This is a genomic window from Pigmentiphaga sp. CHJ604 (assembly GCF_036972535.1).
GTDB lineage: Bacteria > Pseudomonadota > Gammaproteobacteria > Burkholderiales > Burkholderiaceae_B > Pigmentiphaga > Pigmentiphaga daeguensis.
Genome location: NZ_CP136998.1, coordinates 932,958 through 953,708 on the forward strand (window position 1 = coordinate 932,958; position 20,751 = coordinate 953,708).

18 protein-coding genes are annotated in these 20,751 nt (G+C 68.4%); 4 read left to right on the forward strand and 14 right to left on the reverse strand.

The annotated features are described in order from the left end of the window. Positions 1–11 precede the first annotated feature (11 nt). Both R4823_RS04565 and phnD read right to left on the reverse strand, forming a co-directional pair. Positions 12–1,865, reverse strand: a complete 1,854-nt coding sequence (locus R4823_RS04565; protein ID WP_338617650.1) for an MltA domain-containing protein — start codon at positions 1,863–1,865, stop codon at positions 12–14. Between the two features lie 123 nt (positions 1,866–1,988). Then, positions 1,989–3,011, reverse strand: a complete 1,023-nt coding sequence (gene phnD, locus R4823_RS04570; RefSeq protein WP_338617652.1) for a phosphate/phosphite/phosphonate ABC transporter substrate-binding protein — start codon at positions 3,009–3,011, stop codon at positions 1,989–1,991. A 158-nt stretch (positions 3,012–3,169) separates the two neighbouring features. On the opposite strand from phnD, the gene R4823_RS04575 reads away from it, so the two are divergent. Further along, positions 3,170–5,047 (forward strand): hybrid sensor histidine kinase/response regulator, encoded by a 1,878-nt coding sequence (locus R4823_RS04575; RefSeq protein WP_338617655.1) that lies wholly within the window; start codon positions 3,170–3,172, stop codon positions 5,045–5,047. Here the strand turns inward: R4823_RS04575 and tssE are convergent. The 4 genes from tssE to tssB are packed head-to-tail and all read right to left on the reverse strand — an operon-like array spanning position 5,040 to position 8,056. Next, positions 5,040–5,471, reverse strand: a complete 432-nt coding sequence (gene tssE, locus R4823_RS04580; protein ID WP_130357078.1) for a type VI secretion system baseplate subunit TssE — start codon at positions 5,469–5,471, stop codon at positions 5,040–5,042. The genes R4823_RS04575 and tssE overlap by 8 nt on opposite strands. 35 nt (positions 5,472–5,506) lie before the next feature. Next, positions 5,507–6,001, reverse strand: coding sequence for a type VI secretion system tube protein Hcp (locus R4823_RS04585; RefSeq protein ID WP_087840933.1), 495 nt, complete (start codon positions 5,999–6,001; stop codon positions 5,507–5,509). Between the two features lie 22 nt (positions 6,002–6,023). After that, positions 6,024–7,511: a type VI secretion system contractile sheath large subunit gene (tssC, locus tag R4823_RS04590; protein WP_338617661.1), complete on the reverse strand. Its 1,488-nt coding sequence runs from the start codon at positions 7,509–7,511 to the stop codon at positions 6,024–6,026. A 26-nt stretch (positions 7,512–7,537) separates the two neighbouring features. Continuing rightward, positions 7,538–8,056 (reverse strand): type VI secretion system contractile sheath small subunit, encoded by a 519-nt coding sequence (tssB, locus tag R4823_RS04595; RefSeq protein WP_087840931.1) that lies wholly within the window; start codon positions 8,054–8,056, stop codon positions 7,538–7,540. A gap of 241 nt (positions 8,057–8,297) precedes the next feature. Here tssB and R4823_RS04600 point away from each other — a divergent pair, with 241 nt between their 5' ends. Both R4823_RS04600 and R4823_RS04605 read left to right on the forward strand, forming a co-directional pair. Continuing rightward, positions 8,298–8,657 (forward strand): type II toxin-antitoxin system RelE/ParE family toxin, encoded by a 360-nt coding sequence (locus tag R4823_RS04600; protein WP_087840930.1) that lies wholly within the window; start codon positions 8,298–8,300, stop codon positions 8,655–8,657. Beyond that, positions 8,654–8,986, forward strand: coding sequence for a helix-turn-helix transcriptional regulator (locus R4823_RS04605; RefSeq protein ID WP_087840929.1), 333 nt, complete (start codon positions 8,654–8,656; stop codon positions 8,984–8,986). Before R4823_RS04600 ends, R4823_RS04605 begins: the two co-directional genes overlap by 4 nt. A 10-nt stretch (positions 8,987–8,996) precedes the next feature. Here the strand turns inward: R4823_RS04605 and tssA are convergent, their stop codons facing one another. The 5 genes from tssA to R4823_RS04630 are packed head-to-tail and all read right to left on the reverse strand — an operon-like array spanning position 8,997 to position 17,514. Further along, positions 8,997–10,097 carry a type VI secretion system protein TssA gene (gene tssA, locus R4823_RS04610; protein ID WP_338617668.1) on the reverse strand — a complete coding sequence of 367 codons (1,101 nt, stop codon included), beginning with the start codon at positions 10,095–10,097 and terminating at the stop codon, positions 8,997–8,999. A 16-nt stretch (positions 10,098–10,113) separates the two neighbouring features. Then, the gene (locus R4823_RS04615; RefSeq protein WP_338617670.1) at positions 10,114–13,683 is read right to left on the reverse strand and encodes a type VI secretion protein IcmF/TssM N-terminal domain-containing protein; all 3,570 of its coding nucleotides are present in this window, start codon (positions 13,681–13,683) and stop codon (positions 10,114–10,116) included. 4 nt (positions 13,684–13,687) lie between these two features. Further along, positions 13,688–15,025 (reverse strand): DotU family type IV/VI secretion system protein, encoded by a 1,338-nt coding sequence (locus tag R4823_RS04620; protein ID WP_338617672.1) that lies wholly within the window; start codon positions 15,023–15,025, stop codon positions 13,688–13,690. 28 nt (positions 15,026–15,053) lie between these two features. Beyond that, positions 15,054–16,475, reverse strand: a complete 1,422-nt coding sequence (gene tssK, locus R4823_RS04625; protein ID WP_338617674.1) for a type VI secretion system baseplate subunit TssK — start codon at positions 16,473–16,475, stop codon at positions 15,054–15,056. Positions 16,476–16,509: 34 nt separating this feature from the next. Continuing rightward, a complete protein-coding gene (locus R4823_RS04630; protein WP_087840924.1) occupies positions 16,510–17,514 on the reverse strand; it encodes a TraB/GumN family protein in 1,005 nt (334 codons plus the stop codon). Between the two features lie 155 nt (positions 17,515–17,669). Here R4823_RS04630 and R4823_RS04635 point away from each other — a divergent pair, with 155 nt between their 5' ends. Further along, entirely contained in the window at positions 17,670–18,335 is a 666-nt protein-coding gene (locus tag R4823_RS04635) for a response regulator transcription factor (RefSeq protein ID WP_132979009.1), read from the forward strand. A gap of 3 nt (positions 18,336–18,338) precedes the next feature. On the opposite strand, the gene R4823_RS04640 is transcribed toward R4823_RS04635, so the two are convergent. From R4823_RS04640 to R4823_RS04650, 3 genes are all read right to left on the reverse strand, one after another. Beyond that, a complete protein-coding gene (locus R4823_RS04640) occupies positions 18,339–19,649 on the reverse strand; it encodes a HipA domain-containing protein (protein WP_338617676.1) in 1,311 nt (436 codons plus the stop codon). Further along, positions 19,646–19,957 carry a helix-turn-helix domain-containing protein gene (locus R4823_RS04645; protein WP_338617677.1) on the reverse strand — a complete coding sequence of 104 codons (312 nt, stop codon included), beginning with the start codon at positions 19,955–19,957 and terminating at the stop codon, positions 19,646–19,648. The genes R4823_RS04640 and R4823_RS04645 overlap by 4 nt, the downstream gene beginning before the upstream one ends. A gap of 85 nt (positions 19,958–20,042) precedes the next feature. After that, positions 20,043–20,732 carry a nitroreductase gene (locus R4823_RS04650; protein WP_338617679.1) on the reverse strand — a complete coding sequence of 230 codons (690 nt, stop codon included), beginning with the start codon at positions 20,730–20,732 and terminating at the stop codon, positions 20,043–20,045. Between the last annotated feature and the right edge of the window lie 19 nt (positions 20,733–20,751).

The following is a 20,751-nucleotide window of genomic DNA, read 5'->3' on the forward strand; positions in this document are numbered from 1 at the left end:
GCCGAGATGTCCTACTGCTCCACGCAGTTGTCCGGATCGGGAACCACGCATTCGGCCAGCACCGCCGGGCCGCCCAGCGAGCGCGTGCGCACCGCGGCCGTCATGGCCGCGGTCTGGAGATCTCGCGGCAATAGCAGCCACATCCGGCCGGTTTCCTTCATGCGCGCGGCCCGGTCGCCGGCCGTGGGGCCGAAGCCCCAGAAGTAGTCGGCGCGCACCGTGCCGCGTATGGCGCCGCCGGTGTCCTGCGCGAACATCAGCCGGTTGACGGTGCCGGCCGCGGGAGAAGGGTCGCCGGTGGATACGAAGACCGGGTAGCCCAGGGGCGTGGTGCGCGGATCCACCGCGATGGAGCGGCCCGCCGTCAGCGGCACGCCCAGCGCGCCCAGCGGACCTTGCGGGCCATCGGGGATCAGCCGGAAGAAAACGTAGCTGGGGTCGGGGATGCCGGTTGCCTGCCCGGCCCCGCCCATGGCGGCGGGCGCGGCGGGGGACGCATCCGCGGGCGTGGCGGGCGCGGGGTTCGCGGCGGGCCGCGCCGGCGCCTTTCCGCCCAGCGCCGCGATGATGGCCGCCACGTCCGGATCGGGGGCCGCGGGCCGGCTGGCCGGCGAGGCGGCGGCAGAAGGCGTGGCCACGGGCATCGCGGCGGTAGGCGAGGGCGCGGCCGGGCGCGCCGGCGTCCCGTTGCCGCGCCCCTGCAAGGCGGCGATGATGCGCGCCACGTCGGGATCGCGCTGGATGGCCGGGGCGGCACGCGGGCTTGCCACCGGCTGCAAGGCCGACGAGGTGGCGGCGGCGCTGCCGCCTCCCAGCGCCAGGCCGCGAGTCTTGATCGCCGCGCCGACGGTGGCGGTGTCGGCGCTCGATGCCTGCGGCAGGAAAGGATGGCCGTTCTGCTCGCCATAGGCCACGCGCAGGGTTTCGCCGCTTGCCAGCCGGATCTTGCCGGAGCCCTGGATCTGCAGCGAATACAGCGCATAGGCATCGTTCACCCAGGCCAGCACCTGCGCGTCCAGCGCGCGCCGCTCGATGTCCTGGCGCGACCAGTACGGCACGATGCGGCTGCCCTCGACCCGCACGCGATAGCGTTTGTCGCGGATACCCGGCGTCAGTCCGCCCATGTCCACGTCGTACTGGCGCGCCCCGGGCGAGCCGGGGGCGGCGGGCGTCAGCCGGCGGTCGTCCAGCCGCAGCCACTGCCGCTTGCCCGCGGCCGCCACCTGCGCGTCCAGGAATAGCAGGTCGGCCGGCACGCCGTGGACGGGGTAGGGGTAGCGGGAACTGCGCGTGCGGCTGCCTTCCAGCAGCGGTTCGTAGTAGCCGGTGATGACGCCTTCGTCGCTCTGGTCCGGGTTCTGCATGGAATAGGCGTGGAAGCGCTGTTCGAAGAAGGCGCGGATGCCGCCATCGTCCGTGGCCGCGATGCGGCCGGCCGCCGCGCACAGCTCATCCCAGACCGGCTTCTTGCCCAGCGCCAGGCAGCTCTGGCGGAAGGCGCTCAGGCTCTCGCGCGCCGAGTCGGCCGACCAGCCGGGCAGGGCCGAGAACGGCACCGGCTCGAAGCGCGCGTACCGGGTGGAGAAAGGCGTGCCCAGGCCCTCTGGCTGCGGCTGCGCGGGCGCACCGCCGTCCGTGGCGGGAGGCGCGGCGGCTGCCGCGGGACGGGCGGCGCCCGCGGGCGACGGCGCCGGTGGCATCGGTGGCGTGGGCGCGGTCGCCGCGGCCGTGGGCACGGCGGGCGGCGGCTGCCGCGTGGCCGGCGCGGTGCAGGCGGCCAAGGCCAGCAGGCCGGCACCGGCGGCGGCCGTCATGGTCAGCCCCCGGGGCGGGGCCACACGAACGTGGCTGGTCTCGGGCGTCATGGCGCTTCTCCCGACAGGATCCTGGCCATGCAGTGTGACGCCGCGCCGGCGTCCGTTCCATACCACTTAGGGCGTAGGACCCATCCCCGGCCTGTGCGAGCCTCCCTTCAGCGGGAGGCGGCCCTAGGGAGAAGAGGCCGCGAGCCGCTGCTGTTGTTCCCCATATTCGGCGGCCAGCCGCGCCAGCCGGGATTGCCGCGCCTGTTCCGAGACCCACTGGCCCTGGAGGGCCTGGCGCTGCGCGAGCTGGTATTCCAATCGCAATACCTGCACCAGCACCCGGTTGTCGGCGGGCGGGAAGCCGGCCAGTCCGTGCAGCCGGCCCAGCACCACGCGCTCGGCGTCGGCGCGCGCGCCGGCGCCATGGCCGTAGCCGCTCAGGAAGGTGCGGACCCTGTCGCGCATCGCGTCGGGGAAGCCTCGTTGCATGACGATGGCGCCATGGGGAATCAGGTCCGATTCCCAGATGATCTTCAGTTTCGCCGCTTCCTGGGGGAAGTGGGAGCGGAAGCGATCCAGGTCGGCGGTGTTGTTGGTGGCCACGTCCACATCGCCGTTGGCCACCGCCAGCGCCGTGCCCTGGTGGCCGTCCACGAGTTCGCTGGGGAAATGGCGTTCGATCGCGATGCCGCGGGGCGCGAACAACTGCAGCTGGGGAATGAGGTAGCCCGACATCGATTGCGTCTCGCCCATGCCCAGGCGCCACTTGCCGGGCTGGTTCAGCACGTCGTCCAGGCTCTGGATGGGGCCGTCCTTGCGCACGATCAGGACCGAGCGGTAGCCGGGCAGTCCGTCCGGCCGCACCACCTGGTTCAGCACCGTCATCCCGTATTGCAGCACGGCTTCGAGTGCGAGCTTGCCCGACACGAAGGCCAGGTCCACGCGGTTTTCCTGCATGGCCAGGCGCAGGCCTTCGTAGGAAGTAAAGGACAGGGCGACGACGGGCCGGCCCACCGAGGCGCCCATGTCGTCCAGCAGCGGCTTCCAGTCCTGGCGCGATTCCAGCGCGCCGCCCAGCGGCAGCACGCCGAAACGCAGCGCGGCCTCCTGTGCCCACGACATGCCCGGCAGGACGGCCAGCGTGATGCTGGCGAGCAGCAGCGCGAACGACATCCGGCGGACGAGGAACTGGGCGAGCGTGGACACGGTAACGGGAGCGTGAATCGGGGCATCGGATCATCGCACCAACCCGCGCGGACAGAAAGAGACGACATATTTGGCAACAGAATCTGCAAGAATCGAATTCGCTTGTCTTGGCGAACGGGGCTATCCACAATCACGAGACCTTCACTATCCGTCTCCGCATGGCCGCGCCGTCGCGTCTCGCCGATCTTTCCCGCCGCTCCGTCGGCAGCGTGCCGCTTGCCGTGCGGCTGATGCTGCTCAGCCTGGTGCCGGCCGCGGTGGCCATCCTGTTGGCCATGTCGGTGCTGGCCCGCCATCACCTGACCGAGCTGACCGAGCTGACCGAGAACAACGCGCGGGCGGTGGCCCGGCAGGTTGCCACGCTGTCGCGCACGCCGCTGATGCGCATGGACCGCCGCGCGCTGCTCAACGCCGCGCGCGTGGGCAGTCAGCAGCCGGGCGTCAGGCAGGTGCAGATACGCACCCTGGATGGCGAGATCGTGGCCCAGTCGGGGTTCTGGACCAAGCCCACCGATCCGCCGGGACTGGAGGTGCTCGAACCCATAGATAGCGAAGAATCGGCGCGCGCCGGCGAAGTCATGGTCGAATTCGACCTGGAATCCATCGCCGCGGCGCGCCGCAACCTGTGGTCCACCCTGGCAGCGTTGCTGGGCGCCTGCCTGCTGGGCGTGGGCATCGCCGGATGGTGGGCGGCGCGGCGCATCAGCGCTCCCATACGCAAGCTGGCCGAGGTCGTCGACCGGCTGGGCGAAGGCGAGGAAGTCGTGGTCGATACCGGCGCCACCGCCGAGGTCGGCCGCCTGCAGCACGGTTTCAAGGTGGCGGCCCAGGCGCTGGCGGACAGCCGCAGGACCATGGAGAGCCAGATCGTGCAGGCCACCCAGGAACTGGCCCTGAAGAACGCCCAGCTCGAGGCCGCCAACCAGGGCAAGACGCGCCTCTTGGCCGCGGCCAGCCACGACCTGCGCCAGCCCTTGCATGCGCTCACCCTGTTCGCCGATGCCCTGCGCTCGGACGAGACCGATCCGCCGCGCCTGGCCTGCATCGCTTCCATCCAGGAGTGCGTGCATTCGCTGGACCGCCTGTTCTCCGAACTGCTCAACCTGTCCCAGATCGACGCGGGCGCGGTGCGCGTGCAGCGCGCCGTGTTCCCGCTCGATCGCCTGTTCGACGACATCAGCCGCAACTTCCGCCCCCAGGCCGAGGAACAGGGGCTGCGGCTGGTCGTGCGCAAGACCGACGCCTGGGTCGATTGCGACTACGTCATGCTGTCGCGCATCCTGAACAACCTGGTCAGCAACGCGCTGCGCCACACCACGCAGGGCGGCGTGCTGGTCGGCGCCCGGCGGGACGGCGCGGGAGGCCTGCGCATAGGCGTGTGGGACACGGGCGTGGGCATCGCGCCCGAGCACCAGCAAAAGGTATTCGAGGAGTTCTACCAGGTGGACGCGTCCAGTTCGCGCGGATCGCGCGGGCTGGGCCTGGGCCTGGCCACGGTGCGCCGCCTGTGCGACCTGCTGCACATGCCGCTGCGGCTGCAATCCCGCGTGGGCCGGGGCACGGTGGTGTCGGTGGTCGCGCCGCAGGCGGCCCCCGCCGAGGCACCGCCGCCCTGCCCGGCGCAGGGCGCCAAGGTGGACTTCACGGGCATGTTCATGCTCGTGATCGACGACGAGCCCAATATCCTCGAAGGGCTGTCGCTGGTGCTGCGCAACTGGGGCGCCGAGGTGGCCGTGGCCGAAAGCCGGTCGCAGGTGCTGGCGCTGGCGCAGCAGTGGACGCGGCCGCCCGACGTGGTCATTACCGACCTGTTGCTGCGCGATGGCGAGAACGGGCTCGAGGTGCTGCGCGCGCTCGACGCGCATCCCGGCATGCGCGGCCGCCGCGCGGCGCGCCTGCTGGTCACCGGCGAGACCAAGCCGGACCGGCTGCGCGAGATCGCCGAGGCCGGTATCGCGGTGCTGCACAAGCCGGTGACCAGCGAAGTGCTCAGGCAGGCGCTGGCTGGGGTGCTGCGCGCGGCGGCCGCTACTTGACCGCGTAGGCCTGCGTATTGAGCTGCAATACCGCGTCGAACTGCACCTTCTCGCGGTCGGGCCCCAGCGACAGCAGGGCGTCCACCTTGAAGCGCAGCACGCGTTCGTACTGGCGAGGCGGCTCCAGCCCCACCCTGACGCGCGACAGGCGGCTTTCGTGCTGGCTGATGGCCGCCTCCAGCGCGCGCCGTATGCGGTCGCGGTCGTGCGGACTGAGCAGGCTGTAGGACGAGAAATCGGGAATGCCGTAGGTCAGCGACGACTTGCGGCATTCGGCGTAGGCCTGCGGAATCAGGCGCGCCCCTTCCGAGCGCGTGTTCAACAGCGCTTCCAGGTCGCGCGAGACGGCTTCGCGCAGCGCATAGATATCGGCGCGGCCGCTGTCGGCCGATGCCGATTCCAGGCGTTCGATCAGGCTCTTCATTCAGGGCCGGCGGACGGTTGCCCGTCCGCCGTCCATCACACCTTCACGTTCTTCTTCAAGTCCCAGCCCGCGGACGCGTTGCCCGACGACTTCCCGTCGATGCCGATCTTGCTGTAGGTCATCTCGATCTTGCCGAAGCCCAGCGCAACGGCTTCCAGCGGTACGTCCTGCGTATTGTCGGAGGCGCCGTCGCGGTTGACCGAGGTCACGATCACGTCGGTCAGCTTGTACTCCATGTACTTCTCTTTCTGGCCGCCGGCGCGGTTCAGCGTGATGGTCGCCTTGGGGATGGTTGCCCCGGTGCAGCAGTATTCGAACAGCTTGGGGCTGGCGATGTCCAGGTTGTGCAGGAAGGTGAAGTTCTTCACCTCGACCCGCGCCGATCCGAGGTTGCCCGACGACGATGCGGTGTTCGACTGGGGCTGGGACGCGCCGAAGCCGTAGTTCTGGATCTCGATCCAGTCCTTGTGCTTCTCGTCCGTGCTTTCCCCCTTGATCCCTTCAAGCTGGATGAATGCGTCGAATGCCATGATTCAGACTCCTCGTGGTGAATTAGCGGGCCGACTGCGGTAGTTCGGCCACCAGGCGCAGCGAGACGCTCAGTTCGTCCAGCTGGTAGTGCGGGCGCAGGAAGGCGGCGGCCTTGTAGGCGCCCGGCTTGCCGGGTATCTCGGCCACTTCGATACGGGCTTCGCGCAGCGGGAACTGGGCCTTGCGTTCCTGCGAGGCCATGTCGTCCAGCAGGACGTACTGCGCGACCCAGTTGTTCAGGTAGGTCTCGACGCTGGCCTTCGAGGCGAAGCTGCCGATCTTGTCGCGCATCATCGTCTTCAGGTAGTGCGCGATGCGGCTGACCGCGTAGATGTATTGCAGCTGCGACGACAGCCGGGCATTGGCATTGGCGGCGTCGGTGTTGTATTCCTTGGCCTTCTGCGCCGACTGGGTCGAGAAGAACGCCGCGTAGTCCGTGCCCTTGCAATGCACCAGCGGGATGAAGCCCAGGTCCGCCAGTTCCTTCTCGCGCCGGTCGGTGATGGCGATCTCGGTCGGGCATTTCAGCGCGACCTCGCCGTCGTCGGTGGCGAAGGTGTGCGTGGGCAGCCCCTCGACCAGTCCGCCGCCTTCCACCCCGCGGATCGCCGCGCACCAGCCGTAGCGGGCGAAGGCATCGGTGATGCGCGCACCCAGCGAGTACGCGGCGTTGCTCCACAGGTACTTGGAGTGATCCTTGCCGGTCACGTCTTCCTGGAAGTTGAAGGCCTCCACCGGCGCCGTGTCCGGGCCGTAGGGCAGGCGCCCCAGTACGTGCGGCATGGCCAGCCCGACATAGCGCGCGTCCTCCGACGCGCGGAAGGATTTCCACTTGGCGTACTCGACCGTGTCGAAGATCTTGGCCAGGTCCCGCGGCCCCGCCAGGTCGGTGAAGCTCTCGAACCCGAACAGCTCGGGCGAGGCGGCCGACAGGAAGGGCGCATGCGCCGAGGCGGCGATGTGCGACATCTCCTCCAGCAGGTACATGTCCTCGGGATGGCGCGTGAACTCGTAGTCGCCGATCAGCGTCGCGAAGGGCGCCCCGCCGAAGGTGCCGTACTCTTCCTCGTACACCTTCTTGAACAGCGCCGACTGGTCGAAGTCCGAGGCGCTCTTCAGGTCCTTCACCAGTTCCTTCTTGCTGGCGTTGAACAGCTTGACCTTCAGCGTGGTGCTGGTCTCCGAGCTGTCGATCAGGTACTTCAGTCCGCGCCAGCTGCCTTCCAGCTGCTGGAACTCGGGCGCGTGCATGACGGCCGACAATTGGTCAGACAGCACCGCGTCCAGCTGCGCGATGCGCGCGTCGATGGAGGCGATGGCGTCGCGCGAGATCGTCACCTCGCCGTCGGCGATCTGGCCGACCAGCTCGGCAATCAGGTCCCGCGCCCGTTCCTTTTCGGTATCGGAGCGGGCGATGCGGCTTTGCGACAGGATGGAATCGAGCAGCGAAGCGGACTCGGCTTCGGCGGATGCGGCGGGCGCCGCGCCTTGTTGCTGGGTGTCGGCCATGGGCGTTCTCCGGTGGCTACGGTGCGTCAGGCTTCGGGGGTGTCGTCTTTCGCGACTTCCCGGGACAGCTGGGCGATCTTGTCGGTGTTCTGCAGCACCTCGCTCAGCAATTCCTCGAACTTGTCGTTGCCGGCCATCTTGTTGCGCAGGTCGGCCAGCTTCTGGCGGGCTTCCAGCAACTTGCGTAGCGGCTCGATCTGCTGCACGAGCTTCTCCGGCTCGAAATCGGCCAGGCTCTTGAAATTCAGCGTCACGCCTATGCGCGATCCGTCGTTGGTCAGCTTGTTGTCCACCTGGTATTGCAGGCGCGGCTTCATGCCCTTGAGCACGTCGTCGAAGTTGTCCTTGTCGATGTTGACGAACTTGCGGTCCTTCAACCGGGGCAGGGGCTCCTCGGGCTTGCCGCTGAAATCGCCCAGCACGCCGGCGACGAAAGGCAGTTCCTTCTTCTCGATGGCGTCGCCGATCTCCACGTCGTAGGTCAGCTGGACCCGGGGCGCGCGGACACGGTCGAGCTTGTGCTGGGTGCTTTCCTTCTTGGCCATGATCGCTCTCCTTGGCGTAGCCGGCGGTCGAACGGGAATGCGGTGCAGTCTAGAAAGGCGGGGCCGGCGGTGGTAGTAGCCAGACGGCCAGACGTGGAGATAGGCCGGAAGGGGTAGGGGGTGAATGCTGCCTGCGAGGCAGGACGGAATTGTCCAGCGTGGTGTGGGCGGCGACGTTATGGATTCATATGATCGAACGGATAGCGAGATCTCGTCGAATATCTATAAATAGGTATAATTAATGAGGGTGATCGAGTTGAAGCCGCTGCGATGGATCGCGTCCGCGAGAAAAGACCTTCGCGCGATGCCGGAAGCCGTGCAGAATATGTTTGGCTATGCCCTCTACCTGGCCCAGGGCGGCCAGAAGCACCCGCAGGCGAAGCCGCTCAAGGGGTTTGGCAGCTCCGGTGTGCTCGAGGTAGTCGAAGATTTCCTGGGCGACACTTACCGTGCTGTCTATACGATCCGTTATCCGTCGGCCGTCTATGTACTACATTGTTTTCAGAAGAAGTCCGTGCGTGGTATTGCCACGCCCAGGCCGGACATCGAACTGATCAGGGCTCGGTTGAAGAGTGTGGACGAGTACGAGGCCAGAGCATGAATGACACCAAGGATTTCCCTATTGAGCAAGGCACGGAAAATGTCTACTCGGATCTGGGGTACCCGGACGCCGCCGACATGCTCGTCAAGGCCGAATTGGTCAGAGAGATCTCGCAGATCCTAATGGATCGCAAGTTGACGCAGCAGCAGGCCTCCAACATCCTGGGCATGCCGCAACCGAAGCTGTCCGAGATGCTGCGAGGGAAGTTCCGAGGCATCAGTCAGGCGAAGATGATCGAATGTCTGAACAGGCTGGGCCGCGACGTGGATATCGTCGTCCGGAAAACCAGGCGTCAGGCGGCGGGGCACACGCAAGTCGTCGTGGCCTGAAGAAGGCCCGTCACCCCCGCGGCACCCCTATCCGATCCCGTATCACCCCCAGCACCGAATCGTCGCTCACCACCTCCGCCAGCCATTGATCCAGCGGCATGTCGGCCCAGCTGACCGCGCGTTCCAGCAGGAAGGACACGGGGCTGTGCGGCTCCACGCGCTTGAAGTGGGCGGCGATCTCGCCCAGGGTGCGCAGCAGTTCGGCGCGGGCCTGGAAATCCACCACCACGCGCGGCACGGCCATCGTGGCCGCGGCCGCCGGCATGGCCTGCAACGCGGGCGCCGGCGTCGCGGCAGGCACCGTGGGAACGACGACCGCGGTTTCGCCGGCCTCCTGTCCGTGTCGGGGCGCGATCCCCAGGTTCTGCGCCGCCCGCCCCAGCACCTGGCGCGCGCGCTTGAGCCCGTCGCCCAGGTCGGCCAGGCTGGGCGCCTGGCGGCCGAAGCGCTGGTCGACCAGCGCCTGCAAGCGGTCGAAGGCGGCCTGCGCCGCGTCCACGGCGGCCAGGGTGTCCGACACGAAGCCCGGGCCGCTGCCTTCGATGGCCTTGTCCACCGACTCCCCCGTGGGCTTGCCCGCGTCCAGGGCCTCCTGGTAGGCGGCGGCGTTCTGGCGCGCCAGGTTGTCCACCTCGCGCGAGTCCTGCCAGTCGATCAGCGTGACGTAGGGGGCGGACGCGGTCAGCGGGGCCTTCTTCAGGGCCAGTCCGCCATAGCTGTTGAACCAGGCCAGCTTGCTGGCGCGTTCTTCCAGGTCGTCGCCATCGGGCCGCGGATGCAGGCCGTCCCAGTAGGTGTCCAGCAATCCGTGCAGCACGTCCATGGCATCGGCCGCGCCAGCCAGTCCGTGGCGGGCGATCAGGGCCTCGCCCAGCCAGACGGCGGCCTGCAGGTCCTTGCTCTGGCTTTGCAGCACCTCGGCGGCCAGTTCGGCGGCGGCCCGCCAGTCGGCGGTTTTGAGCTCGGTCTGCCAGTCGCCCTGTGACAGCGACGCATCGTCCGCGCGGCGCGCTTCCCGGATGCGGTCGTAGGTGTCCGAGAACGAGGCGTCCTCGCCGCAAGGGTCGCCCCCGGCGATGGGTTGCATCAGTTCGGCGATATCGATGGCCATGGGAGTCTCCGGGTCGTCATTCCAGGATGGAGGTCGGCAGTGCGGCGGCCGGTTCGGTCCGGGCGTTCAGGAAGCGCAGCATGTCGTCGGACGGGCGCACGTCCATGAAGACCCGGGCCTCGGTGAAGCCTTGCTGGGCCAGCCGGGCGGACAGCTCCTTCCATTGGATGGGCCCGTACGAAGTGCGGAAATCGGGCAGCCGGAAGGCGTGCGAGCCCGAACGGAAATCGGCGATCAGGGTGGCGAAGCCCTCGGCGCCGGGATAGATCAGCGTCAGGCGGGGCCCCAGGGCAGGCGCGGGCGCGGGCGCGGGAACGGCCGCGGGTACCGCGCCGGGCGCGGCGGCAACGGGCGCCTCCGGCGGCGCGGGCAGCGAGATGTGCAGGCGCGCCTCGATGCAGCTGTCGGGCGACCAGAACACCTGGGCCGTGGCGTCGGCCAGCGACTCCGCGCGGGTGGACGCGAGGTAGGTGCGCTCGCGGCAGACCACTTCCAGCACGGTGCCCTGTGGCCCCTCGCTGGCGGCGCCTAGGCGCGTGGGCTGCGAGAACTGGAAGCTGCCGGCCAGAAAGGGCTTGTTGACCTGGGCCGACAGGATGCGCCGTTCGGCCGCGACCATGCCTTGGTAGGCGGGCGAGAGCGGCAGGCCGATGCCGGCGATGCGCGTGGGCGTGCGTTCGCGTTCGGTGATGAAAGGCTGCAGCCAGTCCTTCACGAAGGCCGTCAGCCGGCCCTGTTCGCCGTACAGCGCATCCGCCTGTTCCTTGGGGGGCATGCCGCGCAGCGCGGCGACCACGCTTTCGTTCCACCGGGCCTGGACGAACTGGCCGGCGCGCTGCACGGTCAGGTACAGCAGCAGCCGCGACGGCCCCTGCACCACGGACCAGGCGGCCAGGTCGTCGCCCTTGAAAACGGCGGCGAACTGCTCTCCCGGCTTGTCCACGGAAGACAGCAGGGCGGCGTAGTCGGCGGCGGGCGGCTGGGGCGGCGCGCCCTTGGCGCGGAACAGCTCGGCCGCGATGTCGTAGGCTTCCTGGCCGCTGGCGTCGGCGCGCAGGCGCAGGTAGGCGCGCGCGTAGTCCGGCCGCTGGGGGCGCAGCACGCGTTCGGTGGTATCGATCTCGGCCAGCAGCCAGGCGGGGGGCTGGATGGGCTCGGCGCCCCACCATCGGCCGAACATCCCGGCCACGGCATCGGCCAGGAAGCCTCCCAGGGGGCGCCAGGCGCCCAGCCAATCATCCTTGGCGCGGGCCCACGCCCGGGTCCAGCGCGTGTCCAGGGGCAGCGCGAGGTCCAGACCTTGCAGCTCGCGGTCGGTGGCGGCGGCCAGCAGCGCGTACGGATCCTCGGCCGTTCCCGCGCGCTTGCCCATGGCGTCGAGCTGGGGGCGCCACAGCGCGGTGCCTTCGAAGAACCTGGCCTGGAAACGCCCCCATGCGCGAAAGTACTCGCTGAAGTACTGGGCTCGGAACGTTTCCAGGACAGGCTTGCGCTCGGGAACGGCGTCGGCGGCGGTGCGCAGCAGCGGGGCCAGCACGTCCCGCCAGGTCTGGCGCGTGAACGCGGTCGACACCTGGGGCATGGCGGCCGCCTCCACGCCCACCACGCGGTCGGGCGGCAGCCAGAAGGCGGTCAGGACGATCGGGTCGCGCCGCTGGTCGGCCCAGGCGCGCACGTCGTCCGGACGAGGCGTATGGGCCGCCAGCAGGCGGGCCAGGAGCGCGCGCAGGCGCTGGGCTTCCGCGTCCAGCGTGGCCGATTGCTGCCAGCGCAGGTAGCCCATGTAGGTGGTGAGCAGGGCGGCGGCGTGTTCGCGATCGGCCCGCGCGTCCTGCTCACCCGAGACAAAAGGGCTGAACAGCCTCGCATTCTGGTCGAAGGCCAGGTTGTTCGCCGCCTCCTGCTGGCATGCGTCACTCTGCCGGCGGCAATGGTCCAGCATGCGCAGCCGCTGGGACACCGCCAGCAGGTGCTCCAGGCCGGCCTGGTTGCGCGCAAGGTCGGTCTCGATGATCTGGTCGTACGGCGCCAGGATCAGGTTGGAGAAATCGCGCAGCACCTGTTCCTTCATCCGCTCGATGTCGGAGTCGGCCCGCCGCAGGCCGAATCCCAGGCCGGTTTCGGCGCGCGCCACCTCCAGCTGCTCGATGGTCCGGCCGCAGCGGGCCAGCCAGCCTATGCGCGCGGCCGCCACCGCGTCGCTGGGTTCGCGGCAGGCCGTCTGCGTCTGCGCCAGCAGCTTGCCGTCGTCCTGCCGGGCGTTGGCGAAGCCGTAGCTCAGCATGGCCGACAAGCCCAGCATCGCGCCCACGCCCACCGCCGCGATCGCCATCTTGCCGGCGTTGCCGCGCAAGCTGGGCGAGGCCAGCGGCTGGTCGGCGGGCAGGAAGCGGGTGAAGAGATCGTCCAGGAACCCGCCCGCCACCCCGCTCTTGCCCGCGGCGGTATCCGGCGGCGACCCGGTCAGGAACAGGCCGCGCCAGCGGGGCGTGCGCTGGAAGGGATTGTCTTCCAGCATCAGGCCGACCAGGGTCGCCAGGCCGGGCTCCAGCGCGCGCACGTGCTCGACGAATTCATAGATGGCCCGGCGTCCGGCCGGCGTGGCCTGGCCGCGCAGCGCGGTGATCCGCAGCGCGTGCAGGCGCTGCACGATGGGCGTGTAGAGTTCTTCCAGCTTGCCGCCGGTGGCCGCGCTGATTTCCTCGGTATCCGACAGCCGGTGCCCCACCGCCTGCGCCAGCGCCTGTTCCGGCACGGCGGCGGCGAAGGCGCCGTAGCCGGGCAGCCGGTCCAGCCCGGTCACCACCAGATAGACGGGCAACTGCACCTGCAGATGTTCCAGCGCCTCGTCCACCAGCCGCCGCAGCCGCATCGCCACCGGCCGCACGGCATCCGGTCCGCCCAGCAGCGTGCGCGCCCCCATGCACACGACGATGCCGTTCAGCGGCAGCTTGTCCCGCTCGGTGGACAGCAGCATCAGCGCCTGGTACCACAGCCCCCGCTCCACGCGGGCCGAGGCGTCGCAGACCGCCGAGGGCGGCGTCTCGATCGCGATCATGGACTTGAAGAACCACCATCGCCAATAACCGTCGGGCTGGGGATCGGGAGGCGGGAAGGGCGAGACCCGGTTGGCCGCGCGCAGCAGGCCGTCCACGCCCGCCTGCTCGTCGCCCACGAACAGCATCCAGGGGATGCGGTAGAGCGGATCGCGGCCCTTGCCGATCTCGGGCGAACGCTGGATGGCCTGGCGCGCCTGGGCGATGGCGGCGCGCATGCGCTCCAGCGCCACCTTCTCGTCCTCCGGGTTGCCCGGGCCCAGGTCGCCGATGCGCTTGCGCGCGAAGCCCCGGCGCGAGAACCGCTTGGCGCCCGAGGCGAACCACCACAGCACGGCGAAGGCGACCAGGCACAGGGCCAGCACCTGCCAGAACCGGGCCGGCAGCAGCGGCAGCACCAGCGTGGCCACGAGCACGACCAGCGCGGCGATCACCAGCAGCAGGACGACGGCGGTGGCCACGCGGACGGGCCGCTTCTTCATGCCGGGCAGGCGTTCCAGCGGCTGGGCGATACGGTCGAGGAAGCTCATGGCGTCACCGCTTCGGTTCGGTTTGCAGGAACAGGAAATTCGCGGCCAGTTTGTCGTTGCCCCGGTGCGCGTCCAGGAACTCGCGCAGCTTGGGCAGGTAGGCCGAGGCCGGCTCGTACTCGGGCCGCTCCGCCGCGTACAGCGGCGTGGGCGAACTGACCACCGTGATCAGCTCCTGGCCGAAGGGCGGCCCCACGATCCAGCCCTCGGGTATCTTCTCGCCCACGTTGAACTGCTCGCCCGCGCGTATCAGCCGGCCGTTCTCCGGCTCGCGCTTGTTGGGGTACAGGTGGATGACCGAGCCGTCCACCGTGTAGTAGTCCACGTACAGGTAGCCGTCGTAGTCGGCCTGGCCCAGCTTGACCGTGACACGTTCGCCTTCGGTGAAGCGGTCCGAGTGGCCGGTGGTGGGAGTGACCTGCAGGCCGTGCCGGCGATCGAGGTTGCGGGCACGGTAGGGCTTGAGCAGCGACACCACCTCGCAGTGCGGCCAGATGCGCACCTTGACGTCGAAAGTGGGCGACTTCACGCCCTTGATGGCGGCGATGTCGGTCTGCACCCGGGCGATGTCCTCGGGCCGCGAGACAAAGCCGCTGACCGCCGTCGCGCCGCTGTCGGCCACCCGCGCGTCCAGCTCCGAGCAGGCGTAGGTCTGCAATTGCCCCTGCACCAGATCCTCCACCGAAGGCCCGGTCTCGCGCGGGCCCGCCACCAGCAGCCACAGCAGATAGCCGACCGGGATCAGCAGCGCCACCGCCGCGCCGGCCTTCAGCAGCAGCTTGTCCCACTGCTTGGGATAGCGCGGTCCCGACGGATCCTTCATCAGGTAGGGCTGCGGCGTGATGGGTTCCTCGCGCAGCGTGTGCAGGGCCGCCGGCGGCACGGGCAACTGGCGTCCGTGCAATTCCTTGAGCTTGCCCAGCTCGCCGGTGTCGCCGGTCTCGAAGTAGTACTGGCCGACGAACCCCAGCAGCAGCGCGTGGTAGTAGACCTCGCGCACCTCGTCCTCGTCCGACTTCAGGATGGACAGATGGTGGAAGAACTCGTTGCCGGCGTTGTTGGTGTTGAACAGCGCGACCTGCAGCGGCGTCACGCTGTTCCAGTACGCGGGGTTGCGCGTGACGATCTCGTCGAACCAGGACACTACCGCGAAGCAGGCCGACTCCACGTGCTCGGGCCGCTTGCCGGCCGCCAGCGCCGCCGCCTTCGCGGCCGCGATCAGCTTGCGCGCGTGTTCCTGCACCTCGGCGGCCCCGTTGCCGGCCGTACCGGCGGCGATCCGCTCGTCCAGCTCCAGCCCGAACGAGAAGACCGGTGAAAAGAAATCCAGCAGGCGTGCCATTGGATGACTCCTGGTTGGGCGCTTGTTGCTATTCTTCTGCGCCGACGGGGAACAGCTTGATGACCGTCTCGTCCGCGGGGAGGTCGGAAAAGATCGAGATGTTCCGCCGGTCCTTGATGAACTGCCAGAACTGGTGCCGGGTATCGATCAGGAAATACGTCGTGTTCGGCGTCTTCTGCGGCAGCTCCTCGGGCGGCACCGGCAGCAGGTCGATCTTCAGGCCGAACAGGGCCGCCTGCAGCAGGCGCGGCATTTCCTCGCTCGAGGCGATCTTGCCGGTGCGCTGCAGGCGCTGGGCCAGCTCCATGCCCTGCACCGGCGATTCGAAGGCCAGGTAGAAACGGGTCTTGTCCGACGCGAACAGGCTGGCCGGCAGGTCGGCCTTGTGGAAGCGGCCGTCGTAGGCCAGCGTGATGCCCACTTCCGCGCCCACCGTCAGCGCCTTGATCAGCGTTTCCGCGCGCGCGAAGGCCAGCTTGAAGCAGCGCCGCAGGTCGTCGTGGTCGTACACCGGCAGCTCGGTTTCGGCGGGATTCGATTGCATGCCGCCGGCATAGCCGATCTCCTCCGAGAACACCGAGAACTCGGCCACCAGACGCCGCAGGTCCTGGTACAGCTGCCAGGGCGGCACCATGCCCAGCCGCACGTGCTCCTGCAACAGCGGGATGTAGCGCGCGAAGGTCTGCATCATCAGCACCCGCATCACTTCCTGCGCGCTGGTCGAGGCCGCGCGTATGCCGCGCTGGCGCTTGGCCGAGGCGAAATCCTGACCGCGCGACACCACCAGGTCGCGCAGCGCGCGCGTCCAGCGCGCCAGGTTGGACGAGGCGTCCAGCGATACCAGCGGCGGCACGTAGTCCTGCGAAAGCTTGAAGCGGCCCGGGCCGTTGGGCAGGATCTCGGCGAACTTGCACGACTCCGCGCTGCCCAGCACCGCCTCGGCATGCTCGTCCAGGCTGCACACGATGCGCGGCTGGCAGTCCACGAAATCCACGTCCACCGCGGGCGCCTGCGGATCGAAGGGATCGGCCACGTGTTCCGTGCGCAACGCATGCCGCGCCGGCAACAGCGACTTCTGCTCCGGCGCCAGCCCCTGCACCGTGGGGTCGCGGGCCAGCACCAGGTAGAGCGAGATCGGGTCGTTGCCCGCCACCGTCATCTCCAGCAGGCTGCGCTCGGGAACCTGGGCATTGCCCGGCTGCGGCGCGCCGGCCGAGCCGCCGCCCACCCAGCGGCCCTCGGCCGTCAGCAGCGCATAGCGCGCGATCCGCACTACCCCGCCCGCCAGCGCCTGCTCATCCAGTTCCAGCGCCTCGAAGCCGCGCGGATAAGGCGCGTGCAGGCCGTGCAAGGCCCACCCGTAGGCCCGCGCCCATTCCTCGTGACATTGCAGATGCTGCGGGGCCAGGAACGCGCCCTGGCCCCAGAAAACCTGCTGTCGGTTCAACATTCCGGTGTCCTCCCCATGGCTTGCCGCCGTCCGTTCACAGCGGCTCCGCCACGATCAGGAAGCCGCGCTGGCGCAGGCGCTCCAGCAGGCCGGCGGCTCCCGTCAGATGAATGGCGCCCACGGCCACGAACATGCCGCCCTGTCTCAGCAGCTCGTCCAGCCTGGGCAGCCAGCGTTCGTTGCGCGCCTCGATCAGGCAGCGCCGCGCCCTCTCCTCGATGGGGCGGGCACGCGCGTCCAGCCCCACCATCGCGTCGATCTCGTCCAGCCAGGCCGCCAGGTTGCGGCTGCGGTAGTACTCCAGCACCCGGGCCGATTGTTCGCCGAACAGCCAGGGGGTCTGCAAACGCTGCTTCAGCACCAGCGCCTGCTCGGCCGACGGCACGCAGTCCAGCGCCGCCAGCTGCTCGTCCAGCGTTTCCAGGTGCTCGGTGCGCAACTGCATGTCGGTCGCCCAGCGCTCCAGCCGCCGGTCCAGCGTCTGCTCGCCCGCCACCTCGCCGCGCGCCTCCAGCAGCGCCAGCGCGGCCCACGGCTTCAAGCGGTGCAACAGGGCCGGCGGCACGCCTGGCAGCAGGCGCTGCAGCTCGGCATACGCCTGCGGCCCGATCAGGCCGGGCAGGCCGGCCTGGTCGGCCAGCAGCCGGTAGCGCTCCTTCGAGGCATCCCAGTGGGCGTCGTTGTCCACCTCGTTGACCAGCATCCGCGTATGGCGCATGGCCTCCCGCATCACGCCGGTGTCCAACGCCAGCTCCTCGGGGTCGCCGAAATGGATGGTGCCGAAAATGAAATTGACCGGCTCCGCCGCCGCGCCATCCGGCACGGCCGAGGGCAGGGAGGGCGCCTGCACCCGGAACAGGACGCTGCGCCACTGACGCCAGGCCTCGGCCGGCGGATCGTCCTCGCGCGGCGCCGTGCCCGGCTGCGCGGACGCGAACGCCGGCACTCCCGCGGCGCATGCCAGCGCCAGCCACAACGACCGCAGCGCCGACCATAACCCTGGCATGGACCGGCACGGGGGGCGGGTGTGCAGTCCCATGGTCCGCGTCCTCGTAGAAAGTGAAGGCGATTCTTTCAGACGGGGTATGTCCGGGCCATATTCCGAGCGGCCTATATCGTTGGTGCAAGCCGCCGGTCCTTGCCTAGCGCGGGCGGGCCGACTATCTTTACGGTGTCAGGGAATATGGGGGAAACATGAAGATCCTGATCGCCGATGACCACAGGCTGGTCATCGAGGCCGTCAAGGTAAAACTGGCCGAACTCGGGCCCGACGTCGAATTCAGGATGGCGCTCAAGGTCGAAGACCTCAGGCGGGAAGCCACCGACGATCTCGACCTGGCCCTGATCGACCTCACCATGCCCGGCGCCGAGGGCTACAGCCACATCGCCGAGCTGCGCGAGCGCCTGCCCGCGCTGCCCATCATCGTGCTGTCCGGCGTCGAGGACCCCGACGTCATGCGCGCCGCCATCGACCTGGGCGCCCTGGGCTTCATTCCCAAGGCCTATTCGCCCGACGTCATGCTCTCGGCCGTGCGGCTGGTGCTGGCCGGCGGCGTCTTCGTGCCGCAGATGATGCTGTCCGGCATGTCCCACCAACCCGCCGGCGCGCCCCCGGCCGCGGCGGACGCCGCCGGCGGCGCCCGCTCCACCTCGCTGGACCAGTTGCGGGGCCTGCTGACCGAGCGGCAGATCGACGTGCTGCGCCTGCTATCCCAGGGCAAGCCCAACAAGCTCATCGCCCGCGACCTGGGCATCAGCGAAGGCACCGTCAAGATCCACCTGGCCGCTATCTTCCGCGCGCTGGACGTGCGCAACCGCACCGAGGCGGTGGTCGCGGCGCGCGGGCTGGCCGGGCTGTAGCGTTCAAGCCAAGCGCTCAGCCATTTCCTTGATCACGTTGTAAACGATGGCGCGCAGGCAGCGAGCCTCGCCGGCGATTGTTGTTTGAAGCGCCGGCTGAGCGCGCGTTCGATCGTTCGCATCGGCCAGGAATGCCTCATACAGCAAGGAGGCCGAGTTCACCACGCTGCGCTGTTGAACATCCAGCAGTCTTGTCGACGTGTTTCGGCGAATGCCCAGCGCCGTGCCTGCCTCAATCATCAACGGCCGGTCGATTTCCGCGAATCTTCGAGCATTCAGCAGCGGCCAGGCCAACGGCGTCGCATCGGGCCAGTCTCGCCCGTCAAAGGCTGGCGTATCGTAGACCGAGGTACTGACGAGGTCATAGTGCGGAGCCAACTGTACGCCGGAGGCCGACACGAAGAAGCTCAGGTTCTTCAGGTGTGCGTCGCCGTTCCCGGTCAGCATGTTGAAGACCAGCCATGAATAGAGCCGCGTACGCGTGATGGCGGAACTTCGACACGCGTCGGCCAGGCGCGCGAGATTCTCGAGACTGCCCTGCGCGTACTTGAACGTGCGGTCCAGTCCCAGAAGCTGGCAGGCATCGATGACGTGACGTCGTTCCCAGTCTCCGCTGGTCGAGACGCGGTCGAACCGGTCGATGACATAGACCGGTTCAGGAACGTAGCGTCGCCGTACGGTCGGTACGTCCAACCCCATCCTGGATGCCAACTGCATGACGAACCATTCGTTGGCGACGGAATGCGGATAGGCCGGATCCACGTGTTCGGGTTTCAGGATCTGGAGCGAAGGCAGTGAACCCGATGGCTCATAAAGTTCGTCGTTGCGCAGTACGACGGCAAGCTTGTGCTGCGCTCCGGCCAGGGACATCCGTTTGCTCGACCCATGGGTCAGTGCAACGCGAGGCAACTGACGGATCCGGCGTGACAGCTCGCTGTCGGGCAGCGGCTTCAGCCCCTCGGGAATACCGGTGTCCGGTGCGACACCTGTTTCCAGCGTGACAGAGCCCGCGGATTCCGCACCGTAATAGCCTAGCAACCCGAACGCATCCGCTGCATCGATGTGGGCGTCGGCGGCCAACAAGACGCGCTGGCCTTCTTCCGGCAATAGATTGTCGAAATACCATTGCACCGGACGCTTGCTCGCGCCGTCGATCAACGGGGCACGCTGCAATGGAAGGTGGGGGCTCAATGGATAGCCATTGCTGTCGGCGTACCAGGCCGCGTCGTACTGGAAAGCCCACAGGCCATCCTGCTCCCAAAGTTCACCGATACGGCGACCGTTGATGCTGGCAATGAGCGTGCGTCTGCTCATGGTTTTTGGGCATCACTTCCGAACGAAGCCGAAAGGCGATCTGCGGTTTCTTCTGGTAGATCGAGGATGATTCGGATCCCCAGTCCGTCGAGGACCTGAAAGAGCTTTCCCCACTGCGCGGTTTCGCCGCCGCGCTCGATCTTGCTCAGAAAATTCTCGCTTACACCCACACTTCCAGCGGCATCGTCCTGGCGGATGCCCTGAGCTTTGCGGACGGCACGTACTATCGGGCCAAGGCTGGTTGCGTCGGCGAGCGTAATTTTCATGAAATCCTCACGGTCAAAAGGATTCTTGATCAGTATGCCCAATTTGACAAGAAAATCCTCATGAACTTAAGGATTTTCTATGATGAACTCGGAATTACGGAAGAATCCTTAGGACCGTGAGGATTTTCTACTCCTCCATCCACCTGACAACGTCGTCCACCGCCGCCCGCGACGTGCGGAAGCCGTTGGCGGGGTGGCCCGGATCCGCGAAGCCGAACGAAATCCCGCAGACCACCTGGCGATCCTGCCCGATGCCGAAGTGCTCGCGGATGAAGCCCGAATACTCCGCCAGTGCGGCCTGCGCGATCGTCGCCACGCCCAGGCTGCGCGCCGCCAGCATGAAATTGCCCACATAGGCGCCGCAATCCACGGCCCCGTACACGCCCAGCGCCTCGGGCGTGGTGATGATGGCCACATGCGGCGCGCCGAAGAACCGGAAATTCTCCGCGCCCTGGCGGGCCGAGGCCTCGCGGTCGCCGCGCTGCACGCCCACGCTGTCGTACAGCTGGAAGCCGCACTCCCGCCGCCGTTCCCGGTAGACGCCGGGGTACTCGCGCGGGAAGGGGAAATCGGAATGCGCCTGCGGGCGCGACATCACGTGGTCGAACAAGGCCCGCCGGAACCGCTCAGTGCCCGCGCCCGCCGTCACGATCACGTCCCAGGGCTGCGTGTTGCACCAGGAGGCCGTGCGCTGCGCCAGCGCCAGGATGCGCTGGATGGTATCGCGGGGCAGTTGCTCGGGCAGGAAGCCGCGGCAGCTCCAGCGGTCGTTCAGCAGGCGGGTGAGCGAGGCGTAGTCGTCGGCGTCGTGGGGCATGGAGCGTTTTCCGAACTGG

What these genes read in the sequence shown, in the direction of transcription:
- R4823_RS04565 (WP_338617650.1), bottom strand. Translation starts at nt 1,865, where the DNA reads ATGACGCCCGAGACCAGCCACGTTCGTGTGGCCCCGCCCCGGGGGCTG.
- R4823_RS04575 (WP_338617655.1), top strand. Translation starts at nt 3,170, where the DNA reads ATGGCCGCGCCGTCGCGTCTCGCCGATCTTTCCCGCCGCTCCGTCGGC.
- tssE (WP_130357078.1), bottom strand. Translation starts at nt 5,471, where the DNA reads ATGAAGAGCCTGATCGAACGCCTGGAATCGGCATCGGCCGACAGCGGC.
- R4823_RS04585 (WP_087840933.1), bottom strand. Translation starts at nt 6,001, where the DNA reads ATGGCATTCGACGCATTCATCCAGCTTGAAGGGATCAAGGGGGAAAGC.
- tssC (WP_338617661.1), bottom strand. Translation starts at nt 7,511, where the DNA reads ATGGCCGACACCCAGCAACAAGGCGCGGCGCCCGCCGCATCCGCCGAA.
- tssB (WP_087840931.1), bottom strand. Translation starts at nt 8,056, where the DNA reads ATGGCCAAGAAGGAAAGCACCCAGCACAAGCTCGACCGTGTCCGCGCG.
- R4823_RS04600 (WP_087840930.1), top strand. Translation starts at nt 8,298, where the DNA reads ATGAGGGTGATCGAGTTGAAGCCGCTGCGATGGATCGCGTCCGCGAGA.
- R4823_RS04605 (WP_087840929.1), top strand. Translation starts at nt 8,654, where the DNA reads ATGAATGACACCAAGGATTTCCCTATTGAGCAAGGCACGGAAAATGTC.
- tssA (WP_338617668.1), bottom strand. Translation starts at nt 10,097, where the DNA reads ATGGCCATCGATATCGCCGAACTGATGCAACCCATCGCCGGGGGCGAC.
- R4823_RS04615 (WP_338617670.1), bottom strand. Translation starts at nt 13,683, where the DNA reads ATGAGCTTCCTCGACCGTATCGCCCAGCCGCTGGAACGCCTGCCCGGC.
- R4823_RS04620 (WP_338617672.1), bottom strand. Translation starts at nt 15,025, where the DNA reads ATGGCACGCCTGCTGGATTTCTTTTCACCGGTCTTCTCGTTCGGGCTG.
- tssK (WP_338617674.1), bottom strand. Translation starts at nt 16,475, where the DNA reads ATGTTGAACCGACAGCAGGTTTTCTGGGGCCAGGGCGCGTTCCTGGCC.
- R4823_RS04630 (WP_087840924.1), bottom strand. Translation starts at nt 17,514, where the DNA reads ATGGGACTGCACACCCGCCCCCCGTGCCGGTCCATGCCAGGGTTATGG.
- R4823_RS04635 (WP_132979009.1), top strand. Translation starts at nt 17,670, where the DNA reads ATGAAGATCCTGATCGCCGATGACCACAGGCTGGTCATCGAGGCCGTC.
- R4823_RS04640 (WP_338617676.1), bottom strand. Translation starts at nt 19,649, where the DNA reads ATGAGCAGACGCACGCTCATTGCCAGCATCAACGGTCGCCGTATCGGT.
- R4823_RS04650 (WP_338617679.1), bottom strand. Translation starts at nt 20,732, where the DNA reads ATGCCCCACGACGCCGACGACTACGCCTCGCTCACCCGCCTGCTGAAC.